The organism is Kitasatospora sp. NPDC051702 (assembly GCF_040681575.1).
In the GTDB taxonomy this organism is placed as follows: domain Bacteria; phylum Actinomycetota; class Actinomycetes; order Streptomycetales; family Streptomycetaceae; genus Kitasatospora.
Window position 1 is genome coordinate 169,979 of sequence record NZ_JBFAZB010000008.1, and the last position, 20,384, is coordinate 190,362.

Below are 20,384 nucleotides of genomic sequence, written 5' to 3' on the forward strand. Positions count from 1 at the left end.
CGGCGCCGCCCCGGCGGAGCGGAGCGGGATGCTGCCGGACCTGGTCCAGCGAGCACCTCACCCGGGCCGGCCTGGTCGTGCGGAGGACCTGGCACGAACCGGCCTGCCGGACCTGGGACGGGGCCTGAACGCGTCGGCCGGGCAGCCGGTCTGACGGTGCGTCCGTCATTGTCAGTGGGGGGTGCAACAATCGGCGGGACGGCGGATCCCGGCCGTGCCGTCGACGACACAGGAGGAGCACCACGTGGCTCAACTGCTCAGAGTCCAGAACTTCAACGTCTCCAGCGACGGGATCGGCGCCGGTGAGGACCAGACCCTGGAGCGGCCGTTCGGCCACGTCGACCCCGGGCGGCTCTTCTCCTGGGCCGGCGCCACGGCGAGCTGGCCCATGCGCACCGACCCCGGGGGCAGTCGCGGCCTCGACGACTACCTCACCCGGGACTACGCCCGCAACATCGGCGCCGAGATCATGGGCCGCAACAAGTTCGGTCCCCAGCGCGGCCCCTGGCAGGACCACGAGTGGCAGGGCTGGTGGGGCGACGAGCCCCCGTTCCGCACCCCGGTGTTCGTCCTGACCCACCACGAGCGCCCCTCGCTGACGCTCGGCGACACCACGTTCCACTTCGTCGACGGCGACCCGGCCACCGTCCTGGAACGGGCGCGGGAGGCCGCCCAGGGCAAGGACGTCCGGCTCGGCGGCGGGGCCACCACCATCCGGGAGTTCCTCGACGCCGACCTCGTCGACACCCTGCACGTGGCGGTCTCGCCGGTGAAGCTCGGATCCGGCGTACGTCTCTGGGAGTCCCCCGACGAGCTGCTCGACCGCTTCCACCTGGACGTCGTCCCCAGCCCGAGCGGGGTGACGCACCACCTGTTCTGGCGGAGGTGACACGAAGGCAAGCGTTACATTGGGGCGGAAACAGGCACGATCGCCGACGAGGTGTGGCCGATGCACGCGATCACCGACTGGCTGCGCAGCCTGTCCGGCCCGGTCGTGTACGCGGCCATCGGCGGCATGGTCCTCGCCGAGGACGCCCTGTTCTTCAGCTTCTTCATCCCCGGCGAGACCGCCGCCGTCCTCGGCGGCTTCCTCGCCCACCGGGGCAGCGTCTCCCTCGCCTGGATGGTCCTCGTCGTGGTCTGCGCGGCCGTCCTCGGCGACACCGTCGGCTACGAGATCGGCCGCCACCTCGGCCCGACCATCCTCCGCACCCGCCCGCTGCGGCGCCACGTCGAGCGGGTCGGCACGGCGCAGGACCTGATCCGCAGGCGCGGGCCGGCGGCCGTCTTCGTCGGCCGCTTCGTCGCCTTCTTCCGCCCGCTGGTGCCCTCGCTGGCCGGGATGTCCCGGATGCCGTACCGCCGGTTCCTGTTCTACAACGCCCTCGGCGGTGTCGCGTGGGGTGTCGGCTTCACCCTGTTGGGCTACTTCGCCGGAGCCGCCTACACCAGGGTCGAGGGCACCGTCGGCCGGGTCGCCGCCATCGCGATCGCCGGGATCGTCGCCGTCGCCCTGCTGGTCTGGTTCCTGCGGCGGCACCGCTCGCGGGGGAGCGCGGGCGGTGCGCCGTCGGACGACGGTGACAACGGCGGACCGAAGCCCTGAAGCGGGCGACTCGGGCGGCTCGGCTCCGGAACCGCTGCCGATGGGCACCGCGGCGACCCGAAGCACCACACGCGACACTTCTCCCTCACCGGCCCCTCGCGTGGTGGTCGGCGGGGCGCGTGTGTATCAGGACGTCTACAGGATTCGCGGATTCGCCTGCGGGGTAGCGCAGTTGGGTCGATCATGTCCGGGTGCTGACAGCCCCGGACCAGTCTCCGCCACCCGTGTCGCGTTCACCCTTCTGGCAGGAGAGGTCCTCGGTCTATCTCGGCGCGTGCGCCTCGCAGCTCTCGTTCTGGGGCCACGACTTCAGCGACGGGGCGTGGCCGGACGCCGAGGACCTGGGCATCCTGCTCGGCCGCACCGTCCGGGAGCTGGCCCAGGTCACCTCGATGCGCGGATGCGGAGACCTGCTGGCGCAGGCACTGCGGTCCCTCGAAGCGGCCCACCGGTGGTCGAGCCGGCCGTGCCCCGGGGCCCCGTCCATGGAGGCGCTGCACCTGCGGGAGGCCGCGGGCCTCATGGGCTCCGTCCGACGGCACCTGGCCGAGTCGGCGCCGCGCAGCGGGCCCTGCCTGCCGCCGCAGCGGAGCCGGGCGAGGACCGGCGGGACCCCGGCGGGGTAGTGGCGCGCAGCCCGTGCCGGGGCCCCCTAGGCTGGCGCGGTGCTGCTCCCCACCGTTCCCCGCACCCGCGTGCGGCCGTCCGACCGGCCGTCCGTCGACACGCCGTTCGGCCCGCTGACCTTCGCCACGGCCATCGGCGACGACGGCCTCCCGCCACTGCCCGACGAACGGTTCGACCTGGCGGGAGGCCGCAGCGTCGCCCGCTGGACCCGCCCCGCGGCGCGCGTCGAGCTGCTGCTGACCCCGTACGACGCCCGGCTCGACCCCGAGGCCTGGGGCCCGCTGACCGGCTGCCGTGCGGCGGTCTGGCGGATCGACGCCGTCCGGCCGCTCCGGCGGGTGCGGTTCTCGGCGGGGCTGCCCCTGCGGCTCCCGGAGACCGCCGACGCGGGCTGGGACGGCGGCCAGGGCCTGGCCGCGATCACGGTGGACGACGAGACGACCCGCCTCACCGTCGGCGGCAACGACGAGGAGGCGATCTGCTGGTCGGCCGAAACGGGCGAGGCGCCCCGGCGGTGGGCGGCGCTGATCGACGAGGTGCACGCCAACGCGTTCAACGGGTGGGGCGTCGACTTCGCCCGCCACCACGACCTCTCCTGGACGCTGCCACCCCTGGAGGCCGGCGACCACTGCGCACTCCCGGTGGTGGCCGCCTGGGCCCCGGCCGCGGACGAGACGGCGAACACCTGGTACGCCGCCGCGGTCTCGTCGACGGTGCTCCTGCGCCAGGCCGCGGAGCCGGCCTGACATCCTGTCGTGTGGAACACTCTGGCCGGATGAGCGCTGTGGCGAGGGCCCGGGCCGCCTCGTCGTGGTCGGGGCCGGTGGAAGCGGCAGTGATGTCGCGTCCTGTCCGACCGGTTCCCGGTGTCGCCGATCCCCGCACCGCACGACCCTGGTACGGCCCGACCCCTACACTTTGCCCACGCAGTGACTGGGGAGGACAGCGGGTGGATCGGCACGTGGTCACGAACACGATCAACGGGGGGACGTACGAGGCGCCGGTGATCCAGGCGGCCTCGGTCACGGTGCAGGCGCCCGCAGAGCCCGTTCCGCCGACTGAACCGTGGACCAGGGCTGTGTGGGAGTCGGGTGTCTGGGCTCACACTGCGCCGCGTGACGCCGAGCCCCACCGCCGGCACGCGGCCCGGTTGGCGGGGCGGCTGGCCGCCCTGCGCGACACCGCCGAGCAGCGGATCGCCGACGACCCGTGGGCCGATCCCGAGTTCGCGCCGCGGTTCGCGGACCGGGTGGAATGGTTGCTTGGGGAGCCCGATGGCGCGCTGGACCTCTACCCCGCCGAGGCCGGCCTGCTCGTTCTGCTGCCCTACCTCTACCAGGCCCATCAACTCCTACTGACGGCTTCCCGGTTGGAGGCAGACCCGGCCGACCTGCGCCCCCGGCCCGGAGCGTCCGGGCCGCGCGCCGGATACCAGTCGTCCCTGGGCGGCCACGACCTCCTGCTCAGCCGTGCCGACCTGCGGCCGGAAGCCGCACCGGTGATCGGCTGGTGGCTGTACCACCGCTGGCTCGCCGAGGAGGGGAAGGGGGCGGACGTCCTCGCCGGTCTGGCCGCCGAACTCGCCGGGGAGGGCGGTCCACTGACCGAGGTGCTGAGCGCGCGACGGCTGGCCCGGCTCCTCGCCGGCCTGCGGATCGGCGCGGACATCTGTCACCCCGAGCACCTCGGTCAGCTCGAAGCCGACGAGCTGCTGCCGGGCCCGGGACGGCAGCGGATCCGGGAGCGGCGCGCGAGCCTGCTACTGGCCGTCGCGTACGGCGCCGCGGTCGAGCCCGTCGTCCTCCCCGAGACGGTGGTCGAGCACATCGGCGTCCCGAACGCGGTGGACCTGGACGGGGTGCGGCGGACCGTGCGCGCGATGGCATGGGGCGGCTCGCCCGAACTGCCCGTCCTCAAAGCGGTCTGCGAACACGAGGCGGTGGTCGAGGCCCTGCGCGAGCACGCGGAACGGCTGGACGGCCTGCTCCTCGCCGTCGGGCGTGCCGTACCCGAGAGGGTCACCCAGCCGATGCCGCCGCTGCCCGCGCGGATCTCCGCCGACGGTGTCGTCCCGGCGCCGGGAACCTTCACCAGCGGTGCTCGGTTCCGGCTCAACGACCGCCGGGTGCGCGGTCTGCTGATCGGCACCCAGCTCTACAAGGACCACGGCCTGGCGGTGCGCGAGCTCTACCAGAACGCCCTCGACGCGTGCCGCTACCGGCGTGCCAGGACCCAGTACCTGGAGCGGTCCGGCCGGCCCTTCCACCCGTACGAAGGGCGGATCGACTTCGTCCAGGGGGTGGACGAGGACGGCCGTGACTACCTCGAGTGCACGGACGACGGCATCGGCATGGGCGAGGCGGAGCTGCGCGGCGTGTTCTCCCATGCCGGCGACCGTTTCGCTGAACAGCCCGACTTCCTGCTCGAGCAGGAAGCCTGGGAGCGGGTGCGACCCCCGGTGCGGCTCCACCCCAACAGCCGGTTCGGAATCGGGGTGCTGTCCTACTTCATGCTCGCGGACGAGATCCGCGTGACGTCCTGCCGGATGGGACTGGACAGCGTGCCCGGCCCGTTGGTCGAGGCCCATATCCTCGGGCCGAACCACCTGTTCCGGATCGTCGAGCAGGAGGAACGGGGCACGCGGCCGGGCACTCGGGTACGGCTGTACCTGCGGGAGAGGCGCCGCGCCTGGTCGGCCCTGGACGCCCTGGACGGCGTCCTGCGCATCGCCGAGTTCGCCACGACGGCTGAGCACGGCGGGCGACGGAAGGCGTGGGAGCCCGGTGTCCTCGCCCCCCGGGACACGGGCAGGACGATCGGCCGGGACCGCGAGGAGTTGGTGGAGTGGGCGGACAGTCCACCCGGCGTGCAGGTGATCTGGTGCGAGGCCGAGGGCATGTTGCTGGTGGACGGCCTCCGGACCGAGGCGGGCCGGAACGTCGGTGTGCTGTCGGGGCTCCGGGGCGTCGTGGTGAACCTGAGCGGAGACCACGCGCCACGCCACCTAAGCACCGACCGTCTCACCGTCCTGGACGACGTGGCGGCCCACGTGGAGGCGTTGCTCGTGGCGGCGGCGCCGGACCTGGTCGCGAGCGGGGCGCGGTTCCTCACCCTGGAATGGATGCGGGAGGTGGCAAAGAGCAGCCCGCGAACGGCGGACCTCGTGGCGGAGGCGGCGTTCGAGGCCGGCCGCGGACTCGGGGACCGCGGCCGGCCTCCGCTTCCCGCGACGGCCGGCTGCTTTCCCTGGGACCAGGCCATTCTCGACAGCCTGCTGGCGGCGAACCGTCGCACGACACGTTTGACGGACGGCGCGCTCCTCTCTCTCCCGGACCACATCCTGCTTTGGCGCATGCTGGCCCATGGGGGCACCGACCTGGCACGTGAACTGGCCGAGCTCGTGCCGGAGCTGGAGGAGCCGCGCCAGGTCGTCAGGGCTCGCCCATCCGATCTGGAAGCGCTCACCGGCAACCGCGGTGCGTTCGGGCACACCAGGCGCTCCGACGTGTTCGCGGTAGCGCGGCGCCTCGGCTGCGATCCGGCCGGCCCGGCGCAGCGGCGACGGCTGTTCGGAGTCGATGACCTCGTCATCGGTGCCGACACCGCCGCCCTGGACGGGCAGGACACCTCGGACATGACGTGGCTCGACGGGAGGTACGGCCATCGCCGCTCGTTCGCGACGGTCGGTGACCTGCTGGAGATCGGAGCTGCACTCGGAGTGACTCCGGGGCAGGCGGCCGAGCAGCTGCGGGTCTACGGTCTCCCCTCCGTGCCGGACGGGCTGCCGGAGGGCGTGCCCGACGAGGTCGATCTCCGGCTGCTCCACCGGGACGGCGAGATCGCCGACCACCGGGCCGTCTGGATGGACGGTCCCGTGCCTCCCGGACACGTGGCCCAGGCCGCTCTGCGGACGGGGCTGAGCCCGGCCGAGGTACGGCGGCGACTCGAACACTACGGCCTGGCCGTGGAGCCGTTCGAGTTCCCCGACGGGGTCGACCAGACGTACGTCAACTGGCTCAGCCGGGATCACGACGGCCGGTGGCCCTGGGCGAGCGCCGTCGGACCGCTGCCTCCCTGGCAACTGGTGGCAGCCCAGGGATGGCTGGACCTGTCCGCCGAAGAGGTGCGCGCCGAGTACCAGCGGCTCGGATTCGCCCTCCCGCCCCGGGCAGCCTGTCAGGAGTCGCCGGACGACTTCGAGCTGCTCTCAGGCCGCTGGGAGGTCGACTGGTCGCCGTTTCGAACGGACAGCGCGCCCAGCTTCCACCAGCTCTTGGAGGTGGCTCAGACCCAGGGCCTGAGTCTTCGGGCCCTGACCGACAAGCTGGCCGCGTACCACGTCAGGACCATGGTCCTGCCCCGACGGCCGACCGAGCTCGACCGCGAACTGTTCCGCTACGACGACGTGCTCCATAGCACGTCGGACGACATGGACGACGTCTGGTGGTTCCGGTTCGGCCCGGACGACGAGATCCCGTTCTTCGTCCTGCTCCTCGCCGCCAGGGACCTCGGCCGGCGCCCCCGGGAGCTGGTGGTCCGGCTGCGGTCCTACGGACTGCGCGTGTCCCATGACGACGTCCCCGCGGACCTGACCCAGCGGGAGGCCCTGCGCCTGCTGACCGTCGACGACCAGCGGCTGCCCGACCTGACCGAGTCGCCCATGCGGCTCGCCCAACTCGTCCGGATCGCCCGGCGCGTCGACCTGCCGGTGACACGGACCGCCCGCCACCTCCGTGACTTGGGTGTGCACGTCCCCGACCTGGCCGCCACGGTCCGGGCGGCCCTGGCCAAGGTGCCGACCGACTGACGGCGCCGGCGTCGAGCGTCGCGGGGGACCGCCAAGCCGTGACGCGGTCCGCCCCGGGGTGGGCGGGGCGCGGCTCGGGCGCCGGCGTCCTCCCGCTCGTCGACGGTGTGGCGGGCAGCTGCACGTCTGCCCAGGCGGGCAGTACATCGATGGTGTGCCGCAGGGTCTTGCCGAGCAGGGTGACCGCCACCGGGGCGGGTGGCGGTCACCTCGTTTTCGATCACACCATGGCGTTCAGGTCGGCGCCGTGTCGAGGTGGGGGGGACGTCTGGGTCACGACGGGGATCGCCCCCGCGCTACACGTCGTCGTGGCTGGGGCGTGTCGTCGCAGAACCGGGCCAAGGGGCAGATGAGGGCTTCGTCCAGCGCGGAACCGACTGGGAGTAGCGGCCGGACCGGGCCGCGTGGAGCCGCGACGACCTCGCCGCTACGCGGGCCGGGCGCGCAGCAGCGCGTCGGCCAGTTCCCGGGGCCGGCTGAGTGCGGCCAGGTGGCCGCCGGGGACCTCCTCGACCTCCAGGCCGAGCCGCTCACGGACGATCCTGCGCTGGAACTCCAGGGGGAAGAAGCGGTCGTCCCGCCCCTGGAGGAACCTGGTCGGCACCTGCGGCCAGTGCGTCAGCGGCCACGGCTGCGCGAACAGCGCGGCGGGCGGAGCCGAGCCGCCGAGCGAGAGCGCCTCCGCTGTCACCTCGGCCGGGACGTCGTGGAAGAAGTCGGCCTGCATGTCGAACGCGGGATCGGCACCGCGGCCCGTGGCGGCCGCGTGGGCGGACCTGGCCGCGGCCTGGCCGGTGTTCTCCCACCACTGCCCGGCGGTCTCCCCGGGCACCGGGACCATGGCGTTGAGCAGCACCAACTGGGCGACGGGCACCGGCAGCCGCCCGCACACCAGCGGGGCCGAGAAGCCCGCCAGCGACTGCGCCACCACCACCAGCGGCCCGGTGAGGCCGCCGTGCTGCTCCACGGCGGAGACGACGGCCTGCGCGCATTCCTCCAGCCCCGCGGAGTCCTCGCCCGGCAGGTCCATCGTGATGGCGTCGTGCCCGCGCGCCCGGAGTTCGGGCACCAGCCGGTGCCAGAACCAGGCATGGCCGTCGGCACCGGGAACGAGCGTGAAGGTGGCCATGGTGGTCCTCCTCCTGCGGGTCTTCGAGCCTGCGGGTCCGGGGGCCTGCGGTGGGCGGGGGTGTCTCCCACGCCCGGCCTGACGCTAGCGGGTGGCACTGACACTCTGACGCCGACGTCGCGGTACGGCATCCGGACGAGCGGCGTGCCCGTTCAGGCTTGCGGTGGTGGCAGCCGGGCTGGGCGAATGCGTGCGAGCAAGCCCGTACGCTTCGCCCTCCCCGCGAAGGCGTCCATCCTCAAGGCTTGCTCAACTCACGTGATTGACAGGGATCCATCAGTACGCTGCTGGAGAGTCGCCCTGATGATCGGGGTCGACCGGGGGCTTCATGACAGGCAGACCGCGCAACTGGGGGGTTCGGATGGTTGATCTGGATTTCGAGCGACGGGTGAATCCGTGGCTCTTCCCACGGCGGCTGCGAACCAGGTGAGGGTGGGGGCGGCCGACAGTTCGGGGCTGTTCATGCGGGCTGTCAATGGCTGAGGGCGGGCGGCGCCGGCGGCGGTGGCTCGCCGCAGGAGGGGTGGCCGTGGTGCTCGGCGGGGTCGGGGCGGGAGTCGCATGGTGGCGATCGGAGCCCGCGCCCGTGGAGCTGCCGGCCGGCGCCTGCTGGTCGGTGCTCACCCGCGCGGACCTCCTGCCCCTGGCGGATCACGTGCACGGGAAGCTGATGGAGCAGTACCAGTCGGACGATGACCACACCGAGCTCCACCCCGCCCGCGAGGCGCACCAGTGCGACGTGGGGCAGCAGACGGCCGAGGACCTGGTGTGGATCCAGGTGCTGTCGATCGACCAGGCCGTCATGACCGACACCCTGGGCCCGGATGCGTCGCGCCGCCGCGACGGGCCGAGCCGGCTCGACTTCGGCGCGGATGTGCAGGGGTGGGTCTGGCCAGAGCGGGTGTCGCTGGGGTTCCGGTGCGACAACCCGGACAGTGTGCGCATGGGCCAGCCGTACGTGGCGATCACGGTCAGGGCCGGCGAACTCACCGACCCGGCGTCCGAGAAGGTCGGCCGGGCCGTCCTCGGCATAGCACTGAAGTACGCCAAGCACGTCGTGGCCGGGTATCCGTGCACGAACGCGGTGCGGTTGCCGGACGGTGTCCCCGCGACGATGGGGAGCCCCTCGGATCCGGGCCGCTGACCGATCGCCCCGGCGGAGCGGCCTGCTCGGGCCCGGCCGAGGGTGCCCCGGATGGCGCGACCCCCTGACGCGCCTTCGGCGGCCGCCCCGGCACACCGGGCGCCGTCCAGGTGACGTCCGTCGGGCTCGTGCTGTGCCTGCCCTGCCCCGGGACGCCCGGACGGGACCGTGGGGGCGTGAACCGGGTCCGTGCCGTCGCCGCCGTCGTCCTGCTCGTCCTGACCGTGGGGGCGGGCCGTCCCGCGCGCGCCGCGGATCCGTCGCCGGGTGGTGTGGTCGAGGACGTCGCCCCGGGGATCGACTACCGGGCCTTCTCCTTCGCCACCGGGCACGGCGCCACCAGGGTCCACGTGCTGAGCGTGGACCTGGACGACCCGCGGGTACGGGTCGGGCTGCTGTATCCCGGCGCGGTGGCCGACCGGGCTCCGGTGTCCTCGATGGCCGAGCGTCAGGGGGCGGTCGCCGCGGTCAACGGGGACTTCTTCGACATCACCGAGGAGCAGCACCCCGGCATCCCGGCCACCGGAGCCGCGGTGGGGGCGGCCGTGCTCGACGGTCGACCGCTGAAGGCGGCCGTCCCCGAAGGCCAGCGGTTCGGTGGGGCCCTGCCGTCGGGGGCCACCGGCCAGGAGGTGATCGGGGTCGGCGTGGACGGTCGGGCCCGCACCGCACGCCTGACCCTCGACGGGGTCCTGCGAACCCCCGCCGGCCCGGTACCGCTGGGCGGCCTCAACCAGTACGCGCTCCCCGAAGGCTCCATCGGCGTGTTCACCCCGCAGTGGGGCAGCACCCCACGCGCCCGTGCCGCGTGCGGCCGCGACCACGACCGCGCGGCGCCCTGCACCCACGACACCTTCGAACTGACGGTCAGTCATGGTCGGGTCGACGCCACGGCCGAGGCCCCGGGCGAGGGGCCGATCGCATCCGGATCGGAGGTGCTGCTGGGACGCGAGGCCGGTGCCGGGGCACTGAAGGCCCTCGCCCCGGGCACCCCCGTGACGGTGGAGTACCGGCTGGCCTCCACCAGTCGCGTCCCCTTCGTCTTCGCCCTGGGCGCCTACCCGCTGCTCAGGGGCGGGCGCCTCCTGCCCGACCTGGACACCGCCACCGTGCAACCCCGGACGGCCGCAGGCATCGCCGACGGCGGCCGCCGGCTGTACCTGGTGGTCACCGACGGCCGGGAGGGGACGTCCACCGGACTCACACTCGCCGAACTCGCCGACCTGCTCGGGACCTTGGCCTGCGAGGAGGGCGTCTACCTCGACGGCGGTGCCTCCAGCACCCTCGTCACGCGCGACCACGCGACCGGGCGGGTCGACGTCCGCAACTCCCTCGACCACGGACAGGAACGCCGCGTCCCCAACGGCATCGCGCTCTATTCCCGCTGACACCCGGCCGGCCGTCCGACGGGCACTGCCGGACCGCCGACCAGGGCATCCGGCCGTGTGGTCACCGTCCGGGATCCCCGCCAGGTCGCCGAGGCGGTCCGAGGGCACGGCGAACGCGCCCTCGCGCTGCCGCTGGACGTCACCGCCCCCGGGCAGATCGCGACGGCGGTCGCCCGGGCGCAGGCCGCCTTCGGACGGATCGACGTCCTGGTCAACAACGCCGGCTACGGCTACCTCGCCGCCGTCGAGGAGGGCGAGGACGAGGAGGTCCGCGCCCTGTTCGACACCGACGTCTTCGGAGTGGTCGACACCACCAGGGCCGTCCTGCCGGGCATGCGCGCCCGCCGCGCCGGCCACATCGTGAACATCTCCTCGCTCGGCGGCCTGGTCGGCTTCGGCGCGACCGGCTACTACCACGCCACCAAGTTCGCCGTGGAAGGCCTCTCCGAGGCGCTCGCCGCGGAAGTCGCCCCCCTGGGCATCAAGGTGACGATCGTCGAGCCCGCCGCGTTCCGCACCGACCGGTCCGGGCCGTCGATGCGCCAGTCCGCCACCGCCATCGACGACTACGCCCCACCGCGGGCGCGCGGCGCGCCGGCACCCTGGCCACCCACGGTCACCAGCCCGGGGATCCGGCCCGTGCCGCCCGGGCGGTCATCGACGCGGTCACGGCCGAACAGCCACCGCTGCGCCTGCTGCTGGGCAAGGCCGCCTACGACATCGCCACCGCCAAGCTCGACGCGCTCAGGGCCCCTTCGACGGCTGGCGGGAGGTCACTCTCAGCACCGACTTCCCCGCGGAGCAGGCCGCGAGCTGACGGCCTGCGGCACCGGGCCCGGGTGTCGGCTCTCCGATCCCCCGCCGGATCGTCGAGCTCGCGCCGATCCGGGGAGGGGGGAGCAAGCCCGGCCGACGTCGAAGCTCTCCGTCACCGTCGACCGACGTCGCGCCGCCCGTGGAGGGTGACGTCGGGCGGCGGCACGCCGGTCCGGGCGCCGGAGCCAGGCGGGACGCGCCGGGTTGCCGGGGGCCGGCTCCGGCGCTCGTCAGGCGGGGGAGGCGCTGGTGAAGGTGACGTCGGCGGTGGTGACGGTGCCCGCCGTCCGGCCGGGGGCCGTGTGGTACTGCCAGTACAGGTTGGTGTGGGCGATGACCTGGTCGGGGGAGGGGGCGCCGAACCGGCTCAGGTCGGTGGTGGTGTGGGCGTCGGCGACCAGCGTGGTGTCGTAGCCGCGGGCGATGGCGCCGTGCAGCGTCGAGCGGATGCACGCGTCGGTCTGCGCCCCCGAGACGAGGAGCCGGCCGACGCCGCGCTCGGCGAGCACGGACTCCAGGTCGGTCTCCTCGAAGGAGTCGCCGTACGTCTTGTGCACCAGGGCCTCGGTGTCCCGCCGCACGAGCCCGGGCACGTACCGCCAGGCTTCGCTGCCCCGGGGCAGCTCGTCGCTGTTGTGCTGGACCCAGACGACGTCCACGCCGGCCGTGCGCGCCTTGTCGACCAGGGCGGCGATGGTGGCGATGACCCGGTCGCGGTCGTGGGCCTCCGCCACGACGCCGTTCTGCATGTCGATGACGATCACGGCGCTGTTCGGCCGGTTGGCGAGCGTGGTCATGGTCCCCCCGTGGCGTGTCGGATCGCGGTCCCGACCACCCTAGCCCGATCTTCGGACACCGGCGTCGGAGGGGCCGGTGGGCTGCTGGGGCGGTGGGGTGCGATCTCCCGCATGTATGCTTACCACGTAAGCTTACGTTGTACTCAAATGCTGCAGCCGCACGCGAACGCCTCGACCCGCAGGGGGATGTCCATGCACACGATCGCCGTCACGATGCCGCTGGTCTGGCTGGCCTGGCTGATGCTCACCGAGTGGGTGCCGATGTTCCCGCTCAACGACCTGAGAGGGGACAACCGCCGCGAGAGGCTCGGCGACGCGGCCGTCAACTACCCGATCCCGCTGCTCATCGCCGGCGGCATCGCGCTGGACCACCAGGCCTCGCGGATCGCGGCCCTGGTGCTGTGCCTGCTGGTCACCGTCGGCCACGTGGCCAGCTGGTGGCTGCCCTACGCGGGGATCAGCACGGCGGCGCAGCGGGACTCCTACGCCCGGGACTACGCCCGCACGCTGAAGGTCCTGCCCACGCAGGGGCGCGCGGTGGTGCCCGACGTCCAGCACATGGTGGTCGGTGTCCTCACCCTGGCGATGACGGCCAGCACCCTCGCCGTCACCCTGGCCGGGTGACTCTGTCACGCTGAGGGCATGAACCAGGCATCACGACCCGGCCGGGGAGGCCGCCCCGCGCAGATCAGCGTGGACCAGATCACCGCCGCGGCGATCCAGGTGCTCGACCGCGAGGGGCTGGACGCGCTGACGATGCGGCGGATCGGCTCGCACCTCGGGGTGGCGGCGATGTCGCTGTACCGCCACCTCCCGGGCCGTGACGCCATCCTGTCCGCGGTGGTCAACCACCTGTTCGCCACCGCGCTGGCCGACCTGGACGCCGGGCCGACCTGGAGCGGGGCACTGACCGGATTCGCGGCCGCCTACCGCCGCATGCTGCTGGAACACCCGAACGCGGTGCCCCTCCTGGCCACCCACCCGGTCGACCCGGACACGGCCGTCCCGGTCCTGGCCGTGCTGCTCGAGCGCTTCACCGCCGCCGGCGTCGCGCAGGACGAGGCGCTGATCCGCATCCAGTCCGTCGGCGTCTACACGCTGGGCCACGCCCTGGCGCAGGTGGGAGCGCGCCCGGGCGCGGAGGGGGAGCGGGCCGAGGGGGGTGAGGGCGACGGGGCCGAAGCGGCGCAGGACCAGGCCGAGCTCGACTACTACCAGCGGTGGTTCGACGCGGGCCTGCAGGCCATGGTCACCGGGTTCGAGCACCGCTGATCGCCGGAGCGGGAGGCCGCCGCGGCGCGCCCGGCGGTGGCGGAGCAACGGCTCGCCGCCGCCGGGCTGCCGGCCTCCTGGCGGCCGACCGCCTGCACGTCCGAAGCCGCCGCGGCCTGTGTCAGGCCGGGACCACCCGGTAACTCAGCATCGCCCAGGGCAGGTTGGACTGGGCCAGCGAGCCGGTGGCCCACGGGACCGCACCCGTGCAGCCCGGGCCCGGGTACAGCGTCACGGAGGCGGAGCCATCGGCGATCTGGACCGAGCGGGCGGGCGCCGACAGGGTGTGGCAGGTGCCGAGGTCACCCAGGTCGACCGTGGTGGCCGTCCCGCTCCCTCCGGTGCCGGTGTACAGGTGTGCGCCCGGCTGGAGCGGCGGCCAGCCGGCGGCCTGCGCCGGTCCGGCGCCGAGGCCGATCAGGGCCGCGACCGCGGTCGCCGCTGCGGCCGCGCCGCGGAGCATCGTCTTCGAGGTGAACATGCGTGAACCACCGTCCTTGGGTGTGTTGGTGGTGCCGGAAGGGCCGTGGCGACGAGGGGGCGGAAGGTGCTGCGCCGCGCCTGCTGCGCCGAGGGTCCCGGGCTGCCGGACCATGCGGTCCGGCAGCCCGGGGTGCTGCTCAGTAGACGTTGATCTGGTTGCTGCAGTAGGTCCAGAACGGGCGGGGCGGGGCCCAGCCGAGGTACTTGGTGCCACAGATCTTGATGCTCTTGATCTTCCCGATGTACTTCGTCGCGACGTCCTTGCCCTGGTCCACCGCCAGCTCGGTCTTCTCGGAGCCGAACTCGTCGGTGGCGCGGACGGATCCCTTGTAGTAGGTGCCGTCACCGACCTTGATCCACACCCATCCGTCGGAGCAGTTGTCCACCTCGACCTGGACGTTGTCGAACCGGAAGGCCTTGGTGCAGCCGGCCGTGGCGGCGGTGCCCGCCGCCGCCGGGGAGACCGAGAGGGTGGTCAGCGCGGCCACGGCGAGGCCCAGGGCGCCGGCCGTCTGGATGAGCTTGCCGGACAGGTTGTTCACGGTGATGACTCCGGTGGTGTGGTGATGGTGTGTCTGCTCGCGGAACGTCTCCACTGTCCCCGGCAGCCGCGGGCCGGGCATCCGTCATCCGACGGTGAACCGTGGTCCCGGGGGAGGGGTGGAGGATCAGCCGGATGACTGCATCCGTCCCGGCATCCGGTCGCCGGTCGGGCCCGGCGGCCCTCGCCCGGGTCGTGCTCGCGGGCATCTCACCGTCCGGGCGCGGGCATACCGCTCCGGTGCTGCTCCGCGGGGTCCGCGGGGTCCGTGGGGCTCTTCGGAGGGTCGTCGAGGGGGATGGCCAGGTGGTGTTCGCCTGTACACGGGTGCAGGGTCCGCCGCACTGGGCGGAAGTGGTGGAAGGCGCGGAAAGTGGCGGCGAGGGCGGCTATGAGGATCATGGCGACGCCGCAGCCGCACAGCACGACCGGCGCGGACACCCGGTCGAGGAGCAGTCCGCCGAGCGTGGCACCCAGCGGCGAGGCCGTGATGAGCACCGCGCTGCGGGCGGCGAGCACGGTGGTGAGCGAGCCGCTCGGCGTCCTGTCCTGCAGCAACGCGAGGGACAGTGCCGAGTACGGCCCGTAGACGATCCCCGCGGCGGCGAAGCCGATCAGGGACGGCACGGCGGTGTGCGCGGCCGCGAAGGGCAACAGTCCGACGCCGTGCCCCGCGACGATGGCGATCATGGTCGGCCACAGCGGCAGCCTCCTGGCCGCTCCCGCGCCGAGCGCCCCGAGGACGGCTCCGGCGCCGAACACTGCCCAGTAGGCACCGAGCAGGCCCGCGCCGTCGTCCAGGGAGTGCCCGACGAACAGCGGCAGCGCGACCTCGACCGGCCCGTAGGCGAAGTTGAACAGCCACGTCAGCACCAGCAGTCCCAGCAGCTCGGGGTGGTGCCGCAGCACCGCCAGCCCCTGCCGCGCGGCACCGGCACCGGCCGTGCCGGGAGTCCCGGCCGTCCTGCTCGCCCCGGCCGTCCTGCCGGCTCCGGTCGGCACCGTCGGCAGGGCGATCCGGCCGGCCTGCACCGCGAGCACGGCGAAGGTGGCGGCATCAAGTCCGATGATCCACGCCGGTGACACCGTGCCCGCCAGCAGGCCCGCCAGCGCGGGGCCGAGGACGGTCGCACTCGAGAGACTGGTGCTCAGCACGCTGTTCGCTGCCAGCCGCAGGCCGTCGTCCAGCAGCGGGGTGAACAGCGCGTACTTGCCCGCCTTGCCCCAGGCGTGGAAGAGCGACGAGGCGCCGAGCAGCACGACGTAGCCGGTCGGGCCGAGCACCCCGGCCAGGTGCGCGATCGGGATCGCGCCCAGCAGTAGTGCCCGCAGGACGGCGTCGGCGACCAGCAGCCGCTGCGCCGGCAGCCGCCGCAGCCAGCGGCCCAGCACCAGCGCGCCGAGCGCACCCGGCAGCGTGTACGCGGCGACGCTGACCCCGACCAGCGTGCCCTGCCCACCGGGCGGGGCGAGTGAGAGCGCCAGCCAGGCGACGGCGACGGTGCTCATGCCGTCCCCCAGGTCCGACAGTGCGAACACGGGCAACAGCCGGCGGAACGGGCGGACGGCGAACAACGGGCGGTAGGCGCCGGGCAGCAGGCGCCCCGGAGATGAGAACATGCACGTCACACTCGTGCTTCAAGCGCGCGTGAAGTCAACCCGGTTCGATGGAGCGTCGGCGTGAGGTATCTGGGGATCGGCGAACTGGCCCGGACGGCACAGGTGCGGGCGTCCGCGCTGCGCTACTGGGAGGAGCGCGGACTGCTGCCGGGCGCCCGTCGCGAGGCGGGCCGGCGGGTCTGGCCGACCAGCACGGTCCGGCGCGTCGCGCTGATCCGGATGGCGCAGCGGGCCGGCTTCACCCTCGCCGAGATCGCCGAGCTGTTGAACGGCGACACCTCACCCGGCGTCACCCGCCAGTGGCGCGAACTCGCCGCCCGCAAACTCCCCGAGCTCGACGAACACATCAGCCAGACACAGGCGTTGCGCCGGGCGGTCGCGGACTGCATGGCGTGCGGCTGCATGAACTTCGAGCAGTGCGTACTCCTGGCGGCCCCCGACCAGGCGCTGTAGCCCAGGGCCGTGGTGCTGCGCCTCCACGGGGCGGTACTCGGACGGGCGGAGCGCCGGGGCTAACGGGGCAGGGGTTCAGCGGGAGTAGACGCCGCCGGAGTGGATGTCGACGCAGGCCCACACGTTCGGGGTGTCGGTGAACGACCCGCACAGGCGGCCCCAGGCGACCTCGATGTCGGTCCACTCGGCGGTGATCCTCCCGCCCCGGGCGGTGCCGGTCATCCGCTCGTGGACCTCGACCTGCCGGTCGCCCTCGTGGAGCAGTGCCGTGGACCTGGCGGTGGCGCCCGGGTTGGTCCAGGTGACCGTCAGGCGCCGCGCCCAGTCGTCGTGTCCGTCGATGGCGATGCAGACCTGCGGACCGGACCAGTTGTGGGTGCAGGCGTCGCTGCTGCGCCGCCCGGTGGCCGCGCCGGCCGGGGCGGCGGTCGCGAGCAGGACGGCCGCGGCCGCGGTGGCGAGTGCGCAGGCCCTGGTGGTGACCGGGTGCATCCGGCCCTCCTTCGTGTTCCCCGTGGGTGGGACCGCCGGGTCGGTCGCGGCGGATACCGGGGTTGAACGAGGAGGGCGGGGGAGCGGTACGGGCAGGTCACCCGGTCGGCCCATGGCCGCTGCCCGGCGCGCCCCACTGCTTCCCGGTGCCGCCCGTCCACCGGCGCAGCGGCCTGCCGTCCGGGCGGCCCCGGTGCCCCGGCGAGCCGGCCGTTGCTACAGGAGTGCCTCCGAGCCGTGGAGCTCGACGAAGCCGACCACGCGCCGCAGTTGGTCGAAGCTCGTGACGTTGTTGCCGATCAGCCGCACGGAGGCGGCGCGGCCCTGACGCCAGGCGTGGGCGGCCTGGGAGAGCCTGCCCCACTGGTTCTCCATGTCCCGGTAGTCCACGCTCAGCTGGTAGTTGGTCCAGCCGTTGATGTTCCCGTAGACCCGGTTGAAGATCGGGCCGAACCGGGCGGCTTCCGAGAAGATGGTGATCGCCATCAGCATGCCCCGGTCGATGGTCGTCTCGCTCCACTGGCCGACGTTGTGGAGTCCGTAGAGCGCGTCGAAGATGTTCGTGGCGCCCAGGTAGAGGTTCTCGCGGGTGCTGCCGCCGGTGATGCCGTTGTAGTTGCCGGTGCGCGGCATGAGGCGTGCGGTGATGCCGAGATCGGTCTGGAACTGCTGCTGGCGGCCGTCCTGGAAGGCCCAGTGCTGGTTGGCGCCGGGGGAGTAGAAGCCGGCGATGTAGAGGTTGTCGGCCCACAGGTAGACGGAGACGAGGTGGGCCCCGCCGTTCATCACGCGGATCTGGATCAGCCGGTTCTCGTTGCGGGTGGTCTGCTGGACGAGTCCGCTGTCGGCGCCGGTCGCGTCGCCGTAGGTGTTGCGGTGGATCGCGTCGATCAGGTTCCAGTAGCGGGCTGCGTGTTGGCCCGCGCCGGAGGTGATGTCGGTGATGTCCCAGTCGATGATGGGCCAGCTCTGGAGTGCTGCGGCGCGGGCGGCGGACTGCGGCCGGCTCCCTGCGGCGGGTGTGCCGGTGAGGGCGGGCGCCGCGGACGCGGTGCCCGCGAGGGAGACCAGGAGAGCGGTGGCCGCCGAGAGTGACAGCAGCGCGGCAGTGTTCTTCTTCAACGCGGTTCCTTGGTGATGATGTCCCGGGGAACGCCGAGGCGCCCTCCGGGCGTGTTCCGGTGTGCCGGATCATCGTGCGCGGGTTCGCGCGTGCGCTGATGCCTGGTGGCGCATGCCGTCTGACCTGTGCGTGCACGGCCTTCGGTCCGGGACGCACCCCGGGCGTGGCCGTCGGCGTCCCGCTCGGCGGTCGGGTGGGCCGGTCGCGGCTGCTCAGTGGAGTTGTTCGGCCAGGCCGACGATGATGCCCTCGGGGCCGCGGAGGTAGCAGAGCAGGTAGCTGTCCTCGAACCGGGCGATCTCGCCGACGAGTTCGGCGCCGTGCGGCCGCAGGCGGGCGACGGTGTCCTCGATGTCGTCGACGGCGAACATGACGCGGTGGGTGCCCAGGACGTTGTGCGGCCGGTTGCGTGGTCCGGGGCTGGTCGCGGCGGGGCTGCGGTACTTCGCGAGCTCGAGCCGGCTGTGGCCGTCCGGGGTCCGGACCATCGCGATCTCGCAGTGGACGCCGTCGAGTCCGGTGCACTGGTCGGCGAAGAGGCCCTCGACCTCCCCCCTGCCCTCCAGTTCCAGACCGAGTTCCACGAAGAACGCGACGGCGGCGTCCATGTCCTCGACGACGATGCCGACGTTGTCCATCCGCTGAACCGCCATGCCGGTTCCTCCTTCTCCCTCGTGCAGCCGGTGGTGGCCACCGATGTCCCCGGGACGGAGCCGGTGGGGCGTTCTCGACATCCTGCCCCGGCCGCCGTCCGGGCGCCTGCTCCCGGTGGCGCCGCGCGCTGCCGTGTCGCGCTGCCGTGGCGGGCTGCCGTGGCGGGCTGTCGCCGGACGGCGCTGCGCCTTCGGGTGGGGCCGTTCGCCCGTGGTCACTCGCCCTGGCCGGCGCTTCCCATCGGGCCGATCTTCACCGGGGATCCGGCGGTGTCGGTGACGGGGAGCGAGCCGGCGCCGGGCCAGGGCAGGGTGACCGACTGGGTCTCGTCCGGCGGGGTCACCACCAGGCCGGTGATCCGGACGCCGGAGCCGCCCGTGGTGTTGGCCGGGTAGGTGATGCCGAAGTAGGTCGACTTGCCGTTCTTCACGGTGCCCGCGACGACCGGTTCGCCGGAGCGCTTCGCGGACAGGGTGCCGGCGGAGGTCTTCAGGTCGACGCCCGCGTATCCGGAGAGCGTGCAGTCCTTGCCGCTGTGGTTCTTCAGCTCGACGACGACGGTGTTGGCGGGGTCGCCGGTGATGGTGTGGTCCGTGGCGGTGAGGGTCAGGTCCGCGGTCCGGCACTTGGCGGGACCCCCGGCCGCGGTGGAGCCGGCCGGTGCGGCGGCGGGCGGCGTGGCGGTCTTTCCCGGTCCGCTCGGCGCAGGGGCGTTGGAGGCAGGGCCGTTGGGGGCCGGAGCGTTGGAGGCCGGGCCGTTGGGGGCCGGAGCGCCGCCGGGGGCGGCACCGGTGGTCGCGGCCGGGGCGGTGGTCGGGGCGCCCTGGGCGGTGCCCGGCTCGTCGTTCTGGCAGGCGGTGAGCGAGAGGGCGGCGGTGACGGCCAGGGTGGCGAAGGCGAGCTTGTGGACGCGCACGGTGTTTCCTCCAGGTGGGGCGGGCGGTGCTCGGTGCTCGGTGTGAGCGGGTTTCCGAAGATCGGGACCGTTCCGCCGGGCGAACCGTTCCGCCCGGGCCGCGGCCAGGACAGTGCTGTGACATGTACGGCCGGGAACCACCCGCGCCGCCACCCGCCACGCCGTCCCGCAAACCACCGCTGACCTGCCCTGACGCTGTTTCAGGACGCCTCCGCACACCTCCCACGTCGCGGCCGCCCGCCGGGACGGATCCGTGACGTGGACGCCGTTGACCTGGGCCCGCGATGACGTCGCGACCACGGCAGCAGGTACCGGGGCCGACCCGCGTGGCCGGCCGATCCAGGGCCTTCACGGTGCGCGGCGAGCGGCCCGGCGACCATCGCGCGCACCCCTGTTGGTCATGCTCCCGCCGGCACCCGGGGGATCGGGAGCGTCACCGCGTCCGCGAGGCGCCCGAACCCGCCCGCAGGAACGGTGCGCGAGGCGAGCCGGCGGAGGACGAGCGCGAGCACGATC

General features: G+C 73.4%; 20 protein-coding genes. 11 read left to right on the forward strand and 9 right to left on the reverse strand.

Annotated features, from left to right (window positions below):
* Window positions 1-244: 244 nt before the first annotated feature.
* From AB0N04_RS10205 to AB0N04_RS10225, 5 genes are all read left to right on the forward strand, one after another.
* Window positions 245-889, forward strand: coding sequence for a dihydrofolate reductase family protein (locus AB0N04_RS10205; RefSeq protein WP_360215716.1), 645 nt, complete (start codon window positions 245-247; stop codon window positions 887-889).
* Window positions 890-949: 60 nt separating this feature from the next.
* Window positions 950-1,606: a DedA family protein gene (locus AB0N04_RS10210; protein ID WP_360215713.1), complete on the forward strand. Its 657-nt coding sequence runs from the start codon at window positions 950-952 to the stop codon at window positions 1,604-1,606.
* Window positions 1,607-1,830: 224 nt separating this feature from the next.
* Window positions 1,831-2,232: a hypothetical protein gene (locus AB0N04_RS10215; RefSeq protein WP_360215710.1), complete on the forward strand. Its 402-nt coding sequence runs from the start codon at window positions 1,831-1,833 to the stop codon at window positions 2,230-2,232.
* 39 nt (window positions 2,233-2,271) lie between these two features.
* Window positions 2,272-2,979 carry a hypothetical protein gene (locus AB0N04_RS10220; RefSeq protein ID WP_360215707.1) on the forward strand — a complete coding sequence of 236 codons (708 nt, stop codon included), beginning with the start codon at window positions 2,272-2,274 and terminating at the stop codon, window positions 2,977-2,979.
* A 404-nt stretch (window positions 2,980-3,383) separates the two neighbouring features.
* Window positions 3,384-7,040 (forward strand): ATP-binding protein, encoded by a 3,657-nt coding sequence (locus AB0N04_RS10225; protein WP_360215704.1) that lies wholly within the window; start codon window positions 3,384-3,386, stop codon window positions 7,038-7,040.
* 427 nt (window positions 7,041-7,467) lie between these two features.
* Here AB0N04_RS10225 and AB0N04_RS10230 read toward each other — a convergent pair whose 3' ends face one another.
* The gene (locus AB0N04_RS10230) at window positions 7,468-8,169 is read right to left on the reverse strand and encodes an alpha/beta fold hydrolase (protein WP_360215701.1); all 702 of its coding nucleotides are present in this window, start codon (window positions 8,167-8,169) and stop codon (window positions 7,468-7,470) included.
* Between the two features lie 523 nt (window positions 8,170-8,692).
* Here AB0N04_RS10230 and AB0N04_RS10235 point away from each other — a divergent pair.
* From AB0N04_RS10235 to AB0N04_RS10245, 3 genes are all read left to right on the forward strand, one after another.
* On the forward strand, window positions 8,693-9,313 hold the full coding sequence (locus tag AB0N04_RS10235) for a hypothetical protein (RefSeq protein WP_363363930.1): 621 nt from the start codon (window positions 8,693-8,695) through the stop codon (window positions 9,311-9,313).
* 176 nt (window positions 9,314-9,489) lie between these two features.
* Window positions 9,490-10,701, forward strand: coding sequence for a phosphodiester glycosidase family protein (locus AB0N04_RS10240; RefSeq protein ID WP_360215695.1), 1,212 nt, complete (start codon window positions 9,490-9,492; stop codon window positions 10,699-10,701).
* Between the two features lie 57 nt (window positions 10,702-10,758).
* A complete protein-coding gene (locus AB0N04_RS10245) occupies window positions 10,759-11,667 on the forward strand; it encodes an SDR family NAD(P)-dependent oxidoreductase (protein ID WP_360215692.1) in 909 nt (302 codons plus the stop codon).
* An 80-nt stretch (window positions 11,668-11,747) separates the two neighbouring features.
* On the opposite strand, the gene AB0N04_RS10250 is transcribed toward AB0N04_RS10245, so the two are convergent.
* Entirely contained in the window at window positions 11,748-12,314 is a 567-nt protein-coding gene (locus tag AB0N04_RS10250; RefSeq protein WP_360215689.1) for an isochorismatase family protein, read from the reverse strand.
* A gap of 147 nt (window positions 12,315-12,461) precedes the next feature.
* On the opposite strand from AB0N04_RS10250, the gene AB0N04_RS10255 reads away from it, so the two are divergent.
* Window positions 12,462-12,938, forward strand: a complete 477-nt coding sequence (locus tag AB0N04_RS10255) for a hypothetical protein (protein WP_360215686.1) — start codon at window positions 12,462-12,464, stop codon at window positions 12,936-12,938.
* 18 nt (window positions 12,939-12,956) lie between these two features.
* A complete protein-coding gene (locus AB0N04_RS10260) occupies window positions 12,957-13,586 on the forward strand; it encodes a TetR/AcrR family transcriptional regulator C-terminal domain-containing protein (protein ID WP_360215683.1) in 630 nt (209 codons plus the stop codon).
* Between the two features lie 121 nt (window positions 13,587-13,707).
* Here the strand turns inward: AB0N04_RS10260 and AB0N04_RS10265 are convergent, their stop codons facing one another.
* The 3 genes from AB0N04_RS10265 to AB0N04_RS10275 all read right to left on the reverse strand — a co-directional run bounded on the left by AB0N04_RS10265 (window position 13,708) and on the right by AB0N04_RS10275 (window position 16,230).
* Complete coding sequence (locus AB0N04_RS10265) at window positions 13,708-14,067, reverse strand: hypothetical protein (RefSeq protein ID WP_360215680.1); 360 nt, start codon at window positions 14,065-14,067, stop codon at window positions 13,708-13,710.
* A gap of 139 nt (window positions 14,068-14,206) precedes the next feature.
* Window positions 14,207-14,611: a hypothetical protein gene (locus AB0N04_RS10270; RefSeq protein ID WP_360215677.1), complete on the reverse strand. Its 405-nt coding sequence runs from the start codon at window positions 14,609-14,611 to the stop codon at window positions 14,207-14,209.
* A gap of 209 nt (window positions 14,612-14,820) precedes the next feature.
* Window positions 14,821-16,230: an MFS transporter gene (locus AB0N04_RS10275; protein WP_360215674.1), complete on the reverse strand. Its 1,410-nt coding sequence runs from the start codon at window positions 16,228-16,230 to the stop codon at window positions 14,821-14,823.
* A gap of 60 nt (window positions 16,231-16,290) precedes the next feature.
* On the opposite strand from AB0N04_RS10275, the gene AB0N04_RS10280 reads away from it, so the two are divergent.
* Entirely contained in the window at window positions 16,291-16,683 is a 393-nt protein-coding gene (locus AB0N04_RS10280) for a MerR family transcriptional regulator (protein WP_360215671.1), read from the forward strand.
* A gap of 75 nt (window positions 16,684-16,758) precedes the next feature.
* On the opposite strand, the gene AB0N04_RS10285 is transcribed toward AB0N04_RS10280, so the two are convergent.
* The 4 genes from AB0N04_RS10285 to AB0N04_RS10300 all read right to left on the reverse strand — a co-directional run bounded on the left by AB0N04_RS10285 (window position 16,759) and on the right by AB0N04_RS10300 (window position 19,868).
* Window positions 16,759-17,175, reverse strand: a complete 417-nt coding sequence (locus AB0N04_RS10285) for a hypothetical protein (RefSeq protein ID WP_360215668.1) — start codon at window positions 17,173-17,175, stop codon at window positions 16,759-16,761.
* A 216-nt stretch (window positions 17,176-17,391) separates the two neighbouring features.
* Window positions 17,392-18,297: a ribosome-inactivating family protein gene (locus AB0N04_RS10290; RefSeq protein WP_360215665.1), complete on the reverse strand. Its 906-nt coding sequence runs from the start codon at window positions 18,295-18,297 to the stop codon at window positions 17,392-17,394.
* 213 nt (window positions 18,298-18,510) lie between these two features.
* On the reverse strand, window positions 18,511-18,951 hold the full coding sequence (locus tag AB0N04_RS10295) for a VOC family protein (protein ID WP_360215662.1): 441 nt from the start codon (window positions 18,949-18,951) through the stop codon (window positions 18,511-18,513).
* A gap of 215 nt (window positions 18,952-19,166) precedes the next feature.
* Complete coding sequence (locus tag AB0N04_RS10300) at window positions 19,167-19,868, reverse strand: DUF4232 domain-containing protein (protein ID WP_360215659.1); 702 nt, start codon at window positions 19,866-19,868, stop codon at window positions 19,167-19,169.
* Window positions 19,869-20,384: the final 516 nt, after the last annotated feature.

Coding starts and splice junctions, on each gene's coding strand:
- AB0N04_RS10210 (WP_360215713.1), top strand. CDS start 950: ATGCACGCGATCACCGACTGGCTGCGCAGCCTGTCCGGCCCGGTCGTG.
- AB0N04_RS10230 (WP_360215701.1), bottom strand. CDS start 8,169: ATGGCCACCTTCACGCTCGTTCCCGGTGCCGACGGCCATGCCTGGTTC.
- AB0N04_RS10250 (WP_360215689.1), bottom strand. CDS start 12,314: ATGACCACGCTCGCCAACCGGCCGAACAGCGCCGTGATCGTCATCGAC.
- AB0N04_RS10255 (WP_360215686.1), top strand. CDS start 12,462: ATGCTGCAGCCGCACGCGAACGCCTCGACCCGCAGGGGGATGTCCATG.
- AB0N04_RS10260 (WP_360215683.1), top strand. CDS start 12,957: ATGAACCAGGCATCACGACCCGGCCGGGGAGGCCGCCCCGCGCAGATC.
- AB0N04_RS10265 (WP_360215680.1), bottom strand. CDS start 14,067: ATGTTCACCTCGAAGACGATGCTCCGCGGCGCGGCCGCAGCGGCGACC.
- AB0N04_RS10275 (WP_360215674.1), bottom strand. CDS start 16,230: ATGTTCTCATCTCCGGGGCGCCTGCTGCCCGGCGCCTACCGCCCGTTG.
- AB0N04_RS10285 (WP_360215668.1), bottom strand. CDS start 17,175: ATGCACCCGGTCACCACCAGGGCCTGCGCACTCGCCACCGCGGCCGCG.
- AB0N04_RS10295 (WP_360215662.1), bottom strand. CDS start 18,951: ATGGCGGTTCAGCGGATGGACAACGTCGGCATCGTCGTCGAGGACATG.